Raw genomic sequence first — 13,366 nt, 5'->3', positions numbered from 1 at the left:
AAAGGTAACGATGAACACGGTCAGATCCAGTCGATCACGCCGCCCCTGGCGGCCCAGACCGACATTCGGCGCCGCGGATGCGAAGGGCCGGAAGATCATCGCCGCCGGCCTGCTCGCGGTGCTCGCCAGCACGCTCATCGGGCAGGTGCCCGCACAGGCACAGCAGGTCGCGGAGGCCAAGCGGCTCGAGGCGCAGCGTTACGAATCCGTACCCGTGCAGCCCGTCAAGGCCACCAAGCCCGGCCCCGAGCCGGAGGAGGCGGCGGCCAAGGTCCAGCGCCCGGCGCCGGCGTGGCCGGCCGCCGGTGCCGCCGAGGTGAGTCTGCCCGCCGCCACGGGTGCCCGCACCACCGGGGACGCCGCGGCCGTCCGCGCTGGCGCGCTGCCAGTGACGGTCCGGCCGGTGACCACAGCGGCTTCCGCTCGGTCCGGGGCGACCCCACCCGGCAGGGTACGCGTCGAGGTGCTGCCGAAGGCAGAGGCGGAGGCGGCCGGTGTGCGCGGCGGTCTGCTGCTGCGCGTCGGTCGTACGGACGGCGAGACGTCGGCCGGTCCGGTCGAGGTGGGCGTGGACTACTCCGGGTTCGCCTCGGCGTACGGCGCGGACTGGTCGTCGCGACTGCGCCTCGTGCAGGTGCCGGAGTGCGCCCTGACCACGCCCGGCACGAAGGGTTGTGAGCTGTCGCCGTTGGAGTCGCGCAACGATGTGCGAAGCCAGACGGCGTCAGCATCGGTGCCGGCGTCGGCGATCAGGCCGGCGATGTCGACGACGGACGCGAAGCGACTGGGACTGGGTTCCGCCACGGCGATGGCCGGCACCATGGTCGCCCTGGTCGCGGACAGTAAGGGTGGTGCGGGCAACTACTCCGCATCCAGCCTCGCTCCCGCCTCGTCCTGGGAGCACAGTGGCTCCACCGGCAGCTTCCAATGGTCCTATCCGATGAGCGTGCCCCCTGGCCCGGGAGGTCCCTCTCCGAGCCTCGGCCTCTCCTACTCGTCGCAGTCGGTGGACGGTCGGCAGGCGGCGACGAACAACCAGCCCGGTGCCATCGGCGAAGGCTTCGACTACCAGCCGGGCTTCGTCGAGCGTCGGTACAAGACCTGCCTCGACGACATGGGTGGAAACGCCAACAACACCACCGAGACGAGCGATCTCTGCTGGGGTCCGGAGAACGCGGTTCTCTCCCTGGGCGGCTCGTCCATGGAACTGCTCAAGGGCAGCGACGGGAGGTGGCACCCTCGCAAGGAGGACGGCTCGAAGATCGAGTTGTTGAAGTCGCCCGCCTACGGCAACGGCGACGACGACAACGAGTACTGGAAAGTCACCACCGTCGACGGGACGCAGTACTGGTTCGGACGGCACCAATTGCCCGGTTGGAGCACCGACCGTCCGGTCACCAACTCCACCCTGACCGTGCCGGTGTTTGGCAACAACCCCAACGAACCGTGCCACGCCGCGAGCTTCGCGTCGTCCGATTGCGGCGGCAAGAAGCAGGCGTGGCGGTGGAATCTGGACTACGTCCAGGACGTCCACGGCAACACGATGTCTCTCTGGTGGACCAAGGAGACCAACCACTACGCCAAGAACCAGAATCGAACGTCACCCGTGTCGTACGACCGGGCGGGATACCTCACGAGAATCGACTACGGCACCGACAATCGGGACGGCACCGAATACTCCTCGACCAGCCCGTACGTCCAGAACGCCCCGGGGCGGGTGGAGTTCACGAACGTCGATCGGTGCCTGTCCAACTGCACCACGAAGGACGCCACCACCTGGCCGGACACTCCCTGGGACCAGGAGTGCACGGCGACGACCAACCCCTGCCTGTTCGGGGCTCCCACCTTCTGGTCGGCGAAGCGGACGACGGTGGTCACCACCAAGGCGTGGAAGGCCGCTACCTCGTCGTACCAGCCCGTTGACTCGTGGACGTTGCGACAGAGCTTCCCCGACCCGGGCGACGGCACCCGTGCCGGCCTCTGGTTGGACGGGATCACGCACCGAGGTCTCAACGGAACGACGGTGACGGCTCCGGAGGTCACCTTCAGCGGTATGCAGATGCAGAACCGGGTCGACGCCACCGGTAGTGACTGGGCGCTCGCCATGAACTGGTGGCGTGTCAACTCCATCAGGTTGGAGACCGGCGGTGAGATCTATGTGACCTACAGCCCGCGGCAGTGTGCCAAGGGCGGCACGATGCCAACCGCCCTCGACAACAACGGCCTGCGCTGCTACCCGGTGAGGTGGATCCCGCCGGGCAAGGTCGACCCGGTCACCGACTACTTCCACAAGTACGTGGTGACCGAGGTCCAGCAGATCGACCACACCGGTGGCGCCCGCCCGCTGCGGACCGCCTACGAGTACGACACCAAGAGCCAGCCCCTGTGGCACTACGACGACGATGACGGGCTCAGCCCGGACGACCGGAGGACCTGGTCCCAGTGGCGGGGCTATCCCACGGTGATCACCTACATTGGCGAGGGCACCGAGCGGGTCAAGTCCGAGACGCTCTACTTCCGCGGCATGTACGGCGACAAGCTCGCCGCCGGCGGCACCCGTACAACCCAGGTCGAAGGCCTGGAGGGTGGTAAGGCCAACGACTACGACCACTATTCGGGCACGCCACGGGAGCAGATCACCTGGCTCGGCTCGACGGTCCTCGCCGCCTCGGTCAACGAGATGTGGCGCTCTGACCCGCCGACCGCGACCCGCGCCGGAACGCCGGTCGCGGAGGCCCGCTACGCACGGGTCGCGGTTGTCAAGAGCCGCACCAAGACCGACACCGGAACTCGCCGGTCCACCACCACCACGACCTTCGACGGCTACGGCATGCCGACGAGCGTGCAAGATGGCGGCGACGACGCCACGACCGGCGACGAGGGGTGCGTGCAGACCGAGTACTCCCGCAACACCACCGACTGGTTGTTGACCCCGGTCAAGCGGACGCACGGCTGGGCGGGGCAGTGTGCCACTGCTCCGACCGCGGAGAACCAGATCACCGCCGACGCGAGGTTCAGCTTCGACTCGCTCGGCTACGGCAGCGCCCCGACCGACGGTCTGATCACCGCGATAGAGACGATCAAGAGCTTCACCGGCGGCGTCCGTGGCTACCAGCAGGTCTCCACTGCCAAGTACGACGCCTTCGGCCGGGTCATCGAGTCCACGGACATCGCCGATGAGAAATCGACGACGGCCTACACGCCGGCTACCGGCGGCCCGGTCACCAAGGTTGTCTCGACCAACCCGCTGCTCTGGACCGACACCGCCGAGATCGACCCGGCCACCGGGCTGACGATCAAGAGCACCGACGCCAACAGCCGGGTCACCGAGGTGGCCTACGACGCCATGGGGCGGACCACGGCGGTGTGGATCCCGGGACGGGACAGGGCGACCTTCCCGTCGGACCCGTCCTCCAGCTTCAGCTACAACCTGTCCAAGTCGGCACCCTCGTCGGTCACCTCCCGGTCGGTGAACGCCAGAGGCGGGTACAACACCTCGTATGAGCTGATGGACGCGCTCGGCCGTCCCCGGCAGACGCAGGAGGCCGGTTATGGTGGCGGTCGCATCCTGACCGACACCTTCTACGACGCGGCGGGCCGGATCTACAAGGCCAATGCCGCCTATCACAACAGCGCGGCACCGGTTACGACGCTCTACTCCGGGCTGGACCAGGACGTCCCGAGCCAGACCAGGACGCTGTTCGACGGTGCGGGCCGCCCCGCGCACTCGCTGCTGTTGGCGTCCGAGTCGAGCGTGCAGGTGGAGAAGGCGCGAACGTCGACCACCTTCCACGGCGATCACACGACCGTCGTGCCCTCGGCCGGTGAGTCGGCGACGACCGCGTGGACCGACCCGCACGGCCGGATGGAGAAGCTGTGGCAGTACCACGGCCGAACCGCGACCGGCACGTACGACGAGACCAAGTACACCTACCACCCGGTGGGCCAGTTGGCCTCGGTGCAGGACGCCTCCGGCAACTCCTGGTCGTACACCTACGACATCCAGGGTCGAATGACCTCGTCGACGGACCCGGACGCCGGGACCACGACTCTCACCTACAACAGCCAGGGTGAGGTGGAGCAGACCAGCGATTCCCGGCCGAGCACCCCTGACCTGTACTACACCTACGACCGTCTGGGTCGCCCGGAGACCGTCCGCGAGACCAGTCTGACGGGCCAGAAGCGCATCGAGAACACCTACGACCTGCCGCTCAAGGGTCTGACCAAGTCGGCTTCCCGCTGGATCGGCACGGACGAGTACCGCACCGAGACGGTCACCGTGGACGCCCTGTACCGGCCGACGCAGACCAAACTCACCCTGCCGCCTGCACAGGCGAGTTTCTGCGGTGCCGTCGCTACCACCTGCAGTTTCACCGCAAAGGCCAGCTACCTGGCCGATGGTTCGCCCAATACGGCCACTCTTCCGGCGGTCGGCGGACTCGACCAGGAGGTGTTGACCTACAAGTACGACCAGACATACGCGATGGCCGACCAGCTGGCAACCAACTACGGTGACGTCAGCTACTACGCCATCCAGTCGGGTTATACCAACCTGTACGAGCTGAGCACTCTGACCCGGTCGACGGAGCTGACCGGGGCCAAGTTCGTGCAGACGACCGACCGCTACGACGAGGCCACCGGCCGGGTCAAGAACAGCGCCATCCTCCGGTCGGCATCGCCCTCGTACATCGCCAACGTCTTCTACGACTACGACGAGAGTGGCAACCTTCTCAAGATCGACGACAACTCGGGTGCCCGGCCGCGGGACACCCAGTGCTTCACCTACGACCATCAGCGGCGGCTCACCGAGGCGTGGACTCCATCGTCCTCGAGCTGCAACAAGGCTCCGGCTGCGGAGTCTGAGCTGGGTGGTCCGGCATCGTACTGGCAGAAGTGGTCGTTCGGCGCGCCGGACGACCCCAAGGGTCGGATCGGTAACCGGCTGACGCAGACCGAGCGGGGCACCCCGACCGGCACGGTGACCACCAGTTACTCGTACCCCGCCGCGAAGGCCGCCCAGCCGCACCGTCTGGACGGCTGGAGCAGGACCGACAACGGGGGCACGACCACCGGTTCCTACACCTACGACGAGGCCGGCAACACGAAGACGCGGCCCGGCCCGGCTGGCCAGCAGGCGTTGGCCTGGGACGTCGAGGGGCGGTTGGCGACGCTCACCGACAGCGCCGGCACGAACTCCTATATCTACGACGCTTCCGGCAACCGGCTCATCGCCAAGGATGCGACCGGCAGCACGCTGTTCCTCGGAGACCAGGAGCTGCGGCGCAACAACAACGGCCAGCTCGACGCCACCCGGTACTACTCCTTCAACGGTGAGACGATCGCCCAGCGGAAGACCACCGGGATCACCTGGCTCGCGAGCGACCACCAGGGGACCTCGCAGGTCAGTGTTGCCACCGACGCCAACCAGACGATCACCCAACGGCGGCAGACACCGTACGGGGCGTCGCGTGGCGCGGCGGTCTCGTGGCCGAACAAGCAGGGTTTCCTGGGCGGTTACCAGGACCCGACGGGGCTGACCCACCTGGGCGCCCGAGAGTACGACCCGACGGCTGGTCGGTTCATCTCGGTCGACCCCGTCAACGATCCCGGTAATCCACAGCAGATGCCGGCCTACACGTACGCGGCGAACAATCCGACCACGTACAGCGATCCCAGTGGCAGGATCATCGCCGAATACGGCGGAGTCGACGTCCCCACTACTCCGGGGTGGAACTACGACTGCGCTCACGGCATCAGTGGATACCAGTGCCAGCAAATCATCGAGGGTGGTGAGAAGCCGCTCTCGACCCGCCGCGACAAGGGGATGTTCAACAACAAGGTCATCCACGATACGCTGGATGGCGCCGCGGTTATTCCTGGTCTCGGATCCGCAGCCGATGGTCTGAACACTGCCTTCTACATCTACGAAGAAGATTACGGCAGTGCCGCTGAGGCGTTGATGCCCGGCCCGTCGGTCTGCGCGGCGGCCCGGAACACGTGCAAGAAGGCGCGCAAGGAACTCGCCGACAAGGCGCAGGCGGCAATCGGTCGGGCGACCAAGGGTGGCACGCCGAAGATCAACCCGGCACTTGAAGCCCGAGAGATGGCCCAGATCAAGGCCGAGGCGCGGGCCAAGGACCTGTCGCCCACGCCGAAGCCGGCGACCCCGCCCGGTAAGAAGCCGGACCCGGGCACCAAGGGCAAGCCGAACAAGAACAGCAGTGGCACGACGACGAAGAAGGAGGGCTGCCTCCACAGCTTCGACCCGGCGACCCAGGTCGTCATGGCCGACGGCTCCGCTCGGCCGATCGCCGAGGTTGCGGAGGGTGACGAGGTCCTGGCGCACGACCCGGAAACGGGGGTCACCTCTGCCGAGTCGGTGGAGGCGCTGCACGTCAACCAGGACGAGGACCTGACGGACCTGTCCGTCCGGACCGAGGATGGGAAATTCACCACCCTCAAGACGACCCAGCACCACCCGTTCTGGAGTGAGAGTCGGCAGAAGTGGGTCGACGCCGCAGATCTCCAGCTGACGGAGTGGCTGAAGAGCGCATCGGGCGAGTTGGTGTCGGTCGCCAAGGTGACCAACTTCCGCGGCGACAAGGTCATGCGCGACCTGACGGTCGCCAACGTCCACACGTACTATGTGGTCGCCAGCAACACGCCGGTGCTCGTACACAACTGCGACAGCGCCGCACTGGGAAAGAATCTGGTGAAGACCGGTAGCTCCAAGCCGGTGGGCGTCGATGCTCAGGCGCACCATATTGTGCCGTGTGGATGCGCTCTGGCTGCGCCGGCGCAGCGTATCCTTGATAAGCACGGAATCGGCATCAATGAAGCCGTGAACGGCGTTTGGATGAGTCAGAAGGGGCACGCCGCCACGTTCCGCAGGAAAGCCCCAAATTCTTACTACGACTGGATCAATGATGAAGTCGCTACTGCCGACAGACTCGGTGGAAAGCAAGGTGTACTTGACTTCCTCAAGCAGACCAAGGAAAATCTGACCGCTGTCGACCAACATGCTCGCTACGAGTTTTACTGATCAATGAGTTCTTGTTAGTCCTCGGCTAGTCGCGAGGGTGGATCTCCGGCGGAGATCCACCCTCGCTCTCCCGGTTGGTATAGCGTATTGCTGGAGCGACTGTATGGCATTCATGACCGAATTGATGGTGAACGAGTACGGCTATCTCTTGGGCGGCGAACGGTCCTTTCCGGTAGATGTTGTTGAGCATGACTGGCTGAAGCCGTACCCACAATTCGAGGCGACGGTGTCTTTTCGGTGGGAAGCCGGCGACCTCCTAAGAAGGCCCAACATCTTCCGGCACCCGGAAATTCGGGACTGGGTGTGTGATGATGCTGCATACTCTGTTCTCTCCGGCCTGGCGCCGCACGACCTTAGGGTGATTGGCAGGGGGTGGCTGGGTGATACGCCAATGCATATCGTTCAGGTGGTTTCGATGCTGGATATAGTTGACCTGGACTCTTCGGTTATTCAAGACTACGGCTCATACCAGGTAGTTGATTTTCCGGCGTTCCGTCGAAGCGCCGATCTTGACATCGGATCGCGGATCTTCCGGGTCCCCGGCTCATATACGGGGCTGTTCATCGGCGACACCATCAGGGATTCGCTTGACGGCGCAAAAATCAGCGGCCTAGGTTACGTGCCAGTGCCTTTCGTCGACTGATATTGCGCCTGTGTCGGTAGTGACGACCTGTGCGGGATGCCGAGTGATATTCCGTCTGCCAGTCGAGCGGTCGCTCAGCGGGGTGCTTGAGTTGCGGAGGGCAGGTGGTGGTTCGAGCATGATCGGGCGCCGGACGAGACGCGGGCCACGACCGTCGGCGCGGACGGTGGAGCCGTCGAGATCACCTCGGTAGGGTAGGTCCCGGTCGGCTCCGACCAACAAGATCCACACCGCCGGGGGGCGCCAGGCATGGCCGATTCGTTCGCGCATCTGCACGTGCACACCGAATACTCGATGCTCGACGGAGCGGCCCGGCTGAAGGACCTGTTCGCCGAGGCCAACCGGCTGGGCATGTCGGCGGTGGCGATCACCGACCACGGCAACATGCACGGCGCGAACGACTTCTACAAGCAGGCGGTGGCCGCCGGGATCACCCCGATCCTGGGCGTCGAGGCGTACGTGGCGCCGGAGTCGCGCTATCACAAGGCGCGGGTCAAGTGGGGTCGGCCGGAGCAGAAGAGCGACGACGTCTCCGGTAACGGCGCGATCACCCACAAGACCATGTGGGCGAAGAACGCGCAGGGCCTGAAGAACCTGTTCACCCTCAACTCGCGGGCGTCCATGGAGGGGCACTACGTCAAGTGGCCCCGGATGGACATGGAGCTGATCGCGGAGCACGCCGAGGGGATCATGGCCACCACCGGCTGCCCGTCCGGCGCGGTGCAGACCCGGCTGCGGCTGGGCCAGTTCGACGAGGCGCTCAAGGTCGCGGCGAGCTACCAGGACATCTTCGGCAAGGACAACTACTTCGTCGAGATCATGGACCACGGCCTCTCCATCGAGAGCCGGGTCCGCGAGGGTCTCACCGAGATCTCCCGCAAGCTGAACATCCCGCCGGTGGTCACCAACGACTCGCACTACACCGTCGAGGAGCAGGCCACCGCGCACGACGTGCTGCTCTGCGTGCAGACGGCAAGCAACATCGACGACCCCAACCGGTTCCGCCTCGAGGGCGGCGGCTACTTCATCAAGAGCGCCGACCAGATGCGCGCTGTCGACTCGTCCGAGCTGTGGCAGCAGGGGTGCCGCAACACCCTGCTGGTGGCCGAGAAGGTCGACCCGACCGGGATGTTCGAGTTCCACAACCTGATGCCGCGTTTCCCGGTGCCCGACGGGGAGACCGAGGAGTCCTGGTTCCGCAAGGAGACCTTCGCCGGCCTGGGTCGCCGCTACCCGAACGGCATCCCGGAGGGGCACGTCGTCCAGGCCGAGTACGAGCTGGGCGTCATCAACCAGATGGGCTTCCCGTCGTACTTCCTCGTGGTCGCCGACTTCATCCAGTGGGCCAAGAGCCAGGGCATCTCGGTCGGTCCGGGTCGTGGTTCGGCCGCCGGCTCGCTGGTCGCGTACGCGCTGGGCATCACCGACCTGGATCCGATCCAGCACGGCCTGATCTTCGAGCGGTTCCTCAACCCCGAGCGCGTGTCGATGCCGGATGTCGACATCGACTTCGACGAGCGTCGGCGCGGTGAGGTGATCAAGTACGTCACCGACAAGTGGGGTGAGGACAAGGTCGCCCAGATCGCCACCTTCGGCACGATCAAGGCGAAGGCCGCGATCAAGGACTCCGCCCGGGTGCTCGGTTTCCCGTACGCGGTCGGCGACCGGATCACCAAGGCGATGCCGCCGGCCGTGATGGGCAAGGACATCCCGCTCACCGGCATCTTCGACACCAAGCACCCCCGCTACGCCGAGGCCGGTGAGATCCGCGGCCTGTACGACTCCGACCCGGACGTCCGCAAAGTGATCGACACCGCCAAGGGCATCGAGGGGCTGATCCGGCAGACAGGCGTGCACGCCGCCGGCGTCATCATGTCCGCCGAGCCGATCATCGAGCACATCCCGTTGACGCGCCGCGACGCCGACGGGGCGATCATCACGCAGTTCGACTACCCGACCTGCGAGTCGCTCGGGCTGCTGAAGATGGACTTCCTGGGCCTGCGCAACCTGACGATCATCGACGACGCGGTCAAGAACATCGAGCTCAACCACGGTCTCAAGCTCGACCTGCTGGCCCTGCCGCTGGACGACCCGGCCGCGTACGAGCTGCTGGCCCGCGGTGACACCCTCGGCGTGTTCCAGCTCGACGGTGGGCCGATGCGGTCCCTGCTGCGGTTGATGAAGCCGGACAACTTCGAGGACATCTCCGCGGTCCTGGCCCTGTACCGGCCCGGCCCGATGGGCGTCGACTCACACACCAACTACGCGCTGCGCAAGAACGGCCTCCAGGAGATCACCCCGATCCACCCGGAGTTGGAGGAGCCGCTGCGGGAGATCCTGGCGCCCACCCACGGCCTGATCGTCTACCAGGAGCAGGTGCAGCGCGCCGCGCAGATCCTCGCCGGCTACACCCTGGGTCAGGCGGACCTGCTGCGCCGGGCCATGGGTAAGAAGAAGAAGGAGATCCTCGACAAGGAGTTCATCCCGTTCCGGGACGGCTGCCGCGAGCGCGGCTACTCCGACGAGGCGATCCAGGCCGTGTGGGACGTCCTGGTGCCGTTCGCCGGGTACGCCTTCAACAAGGCGCACTCCGCCGCGTACGGCCTGGTGTCCTACTGGACCGCGTACCTGAAGGCGCACTATCCGGCCGAGTACATGGCCGGGCTGCTGACGTCGGTCGGTGACGACAAGGACAAGATGGCGCTCTACCTGTCCGAGTGTCGCCGGATGCGCATCCAGGTGCTGCCACCGGACGTGAGCATCTCGGCCGGCCCGTTCACCCCGGTCGGCTCGGACATCCGCTTCGGCCTGGCCGCGGTGCGCAACGTCGGCGCGAACGTGGTGACCTCGATCATGCGGTGCCGCGCGGAGAAGGGCGACTACACCGACTTCTACGACTTCCTGTCCAAGGTGGACGCGGTGGTCTGCAACAAGAAGACAATCGAATCCCTGATCAAGGCCGGCGCGTTCGACTCGATGGACCACCCCCGCAAGGGCCTGCTCGCGGTGCACGCGGACGCCATCGACGCGTACGCCGACGTGAAGCGCAAGGAGGCGGTCGGCCAGTACGACCTGTTCGGCGCCGGCTTCGGCGACGCCGACACGGGCAGCACGACGGTGATGCCGGTCATCAGCGAGAGCGAGTGGGACAAGCGCGACAAGCTGGCGTTCGAGCGCGAGATGCTCGGCCTGTACGTCTCCGACCACCCACTGTTCGGTCTGGAGCACATCCTCGGCGCGGCGGCCGACACCACCATCGCCTCCCTGGCCGAGGACGGCGCGGTCCCCGACGGGGCGGTCGTCACCCTCGCCGGAATCCTGTCCGGAGTGCAGCGCCGGGTCACCAAGCAGGGCCGTGCCTGGGCCTCGGCCACCCTGGAGGACCTGGCCGGTGGGGTGGAGACGCTGTTCTTCCCCAACACCTACGAGGTCATCGGGCAGTACATCGCCGAGGACGCCATCGTGGTGGTCAAGGGCCGGGTGGACCGCCGCGACGACACCCCACGGATCATGGCGATGGACATGTCCATGCCGGACGTCAGCACCAGCGCCACCAACAAGCCGGTCACCCTCACCATCCCGGTGCACCGCTGCACACCGCCGCTGGTGGAGAAACTGAAGGAAACCCTGGTGCTGCACCCCGGCGACACGGAGGTGCACGTCAAACTCCAGAACGGCGGCCGCACCACGACCCTGCGGCTGGGTCCGTTCCGGGTGGCGGCGACGACCGCGCTGATGGGTGACCTGAAGAGCGTCCTCGGCCCAGCCGCCGTGAGCTGACGGGTCCGCGGCCCGGCCGGCGTACATCCGGCCGGGCCGCGGGCCGTCGGGCTCAGTCCCGGTCGGGGGCCGCGATCTCCCGCAGCTGGCAGTCGGCCAGCCGCAACCACCGCTGCACGCCGATCTCGGCGAGGAACCGTTCGTCGTGGCTGACCACGACAAACGCCCCCTGGTACGCGGACAGCGCGCTCTCCAACTGGGCGACGCTGACCAGATCCAGGTTGTTGGTCGGCTCGTCGAGCAGCAGCAGTTGCGGTGCCGGCTCGGCGCAGAGCACACACGCGAGGGTGGCGCGCAGCCGCTCACCGCCGGAGAGCACCCCGACGGGCAGGTGCACCCGGGAGCCCCGGAACAGGAACCGGGCCAGCAGGTTCATCCGCCTGGCGTCCGGCAGGCTCGGCGCGTACGCGGCGAAGTTCTCCGCCACCGTGCGGTCCAGGTCCAGCAGGTCCAGCCGCTGCGACAGGTACGCGATCCGCCCGTCCGCCCGTTTGACGTCGCCGCCGGCCGGTTCCAGGTCACCGTCGACGAGGCGCAGCAGGGTCGACTTGCCGACGCCGTTCGCCCCGGTCAGCGCGATCCGTTCCGGCCCCCGGATCACCAGGTCGGCGCCGTCGCCGCCGAACAGCTCCCGACCGTCGAAGCGGGCCCGCATCCCCTGGCCGGAGAAGACGGTGCGCCCGCCCGGGACTGTGGTGTCCGGCAGGTCCACGGTGATCCGGTCGTCCTCACGTACCGCCCGGCCCGCCTCGTCGAGCCGGGCCTTGGCCTGACCGAGTCGGGCGGAGTGCGTCTCGTGAGACTTCCCGGCGGACTCCTGCGCGTTGCGCTTCATGGTGCCGGCGAAGATCTTCGGCAGGCCGGCGTTCTTCAGGTTCTTGGAGGCGTTGCTGGCCCGCCGGTCGGCCCGCTCCCGGGCCTGCTGCATCTCTCGCTTCTCCCGCTTGACCTCCTGCTCGGCGTTGCGCAGGTTGCCCTCGGCCACCTCCCGCGCCGCCTGCACCCCCTCGGTGTACGCGGTGAAGTTGCCCCCGTACCAGGTGATCTCGCCGCGGTCCAGCTCGGCGATGCGGTCCATCCGGTCCAGCAGCTCCCGGTCGTGGCTGACCAGCAGCAGGCACCCCGACCAGTCGGTCAGCACGTCGTAGAGCTTGTGCCGCGCCTTTACGTCGAGGTTGTTCGTCGGTTCGTCGAGCAGCAGCACGTCCGGGCGGCGCAGCAGTTGCGCCGCCAGCCCGAGGGAGACCACCTGGCCGCCGCTGAGGGTGCGCAGCCGCCGGTCGAGCGCCAGGTCACCGAGGCCGAGCCGGTCCAGTTCGGCGCGGCTGCGCTCCTCGATGTCCCAGTCGTCGCCGATGGTGGCGAAGTGCGCCTCGCTGGCGTCGCCGGCCTCGATGGCGTGCAGCGCCGCGATCCGCTCGGCGACGCCGAGCACCTGCGCCACCCTCAGGTCGCCAACCATCGGCAGGGTCTGCGGAAGGTAGCCGAGCAGGCCGTCGACGGTGACGCTGCCACCGCTGGGTGGCAGCTCCCCGGCGATCAGCCGCAGCAGGGTGCTCTTGCCGGCGCCGTTGGGCGCGACCAGGCCGGTGCGCCCGCCCGGGACGGTGAAGGACAACTCCGAGAAGACCGGGGTGTCGTCCGGCCAGGAGAAGGAAAGGTTCGAGCAGACGATGAACGCATCAGACATGTGAGTGACCTCAACGGGGTGGGGTGGGCGCGCCTCAGCCGCCCGACGACACGGGACCGGTGCAACGACGGCATGGCCACGGCGGCTGCGCGATACGCGCACCAAGCCGTTGGCCGAACATGTCCGGTCTCACCCGGAGATGTCGTCGTCACCCGCCATGTCTGGTCTCCCTGGTCGTGCCACCAACCCAACTCGGCCAAGTCTAACAACG

General features: G+C 67.0%; 4 protein-coding genes. 3 read left to right on the top strand and 1 reads right to left on the bottom strand.

Features of this window, described 5'->3' with window-relative positions:
* Positions 1-10 precede the first annotated feature (10 nt).
* The 3 genes from ACFYPM_RS12355 (at position 11) to dnaE (ending at position 11,465) form a co-directional block, all read left to right on the top strand.
* On the top strand, positions 11-7,042 hold the full coding sequence (locus ACFYPM_RS12355; protein WP_387194736.1) for a polymorphic toxin-type HINT domain-containing protein: 7,032 nt from the start codon (positions 11-13) through the stop codon (positions 7,040-7,042).
* Between the two features lie 103 nt (positions 7,043-7,145).
* The gene (locus tag ACFYPM_RS12350) at positions 7,146-7,685 is read left to right on the top strand and encodes a hypothetical protein (RefSeq protein WP_387194733.1); all 540 of its coding nucleotides are present in this window, start codon (positions 7,146-7,148) and stop codon (positions 7,683-7,685) included.
* A 249-nt stretch (positions 7,686-7,934) separates the two neighbouring features.
* On the top strand, positions 7,935-11,465 hold the full coding sequence (gene dnaE / locus ACFYPM_RS12345; protein WP_387194731.1) for a DNA polymerase III subunit alpha: 3,531 nt from the start codon (positions 7,935-7,937) through the stop codon (positions 11,463-11,465).
* A 52-nt stretch (positions 11,466-11,517) separates the two neighbouring features.
* On the opposite strand, the gene abc-f is transcribed toward dnaE, so the two are convergent.
* On the bottom strand, positions 11,518-13,155 hold the full coding sequence (gene abc-f, locus ACFYPM_RS12340; protein ID WP_387194728.1) for a ribosomal protection-like ABC-F family protein: 1,638 nt from the start codon (positions 13,153-13,155) through the stop codon (positions 11,518-11,520).
* Positions 13,156-13,366 lie beyond the last annotated feature (211 nt).

Origin of the sequence: Micromonospora sp. NPDC005203, assembly GCF_042872705.1 — a bacterium.
In the GTDB taxonomy this organism is placed as follows: Bacteria; Actinomycetota; Actinomycetes; order Mycobacteriales; family Micromonosporaceae; genus Micromonospora.
Note: the sequence above shows the minus strand (reverse complement) of the source record. Positions and strands in the feature narration are given on the sequence as shown.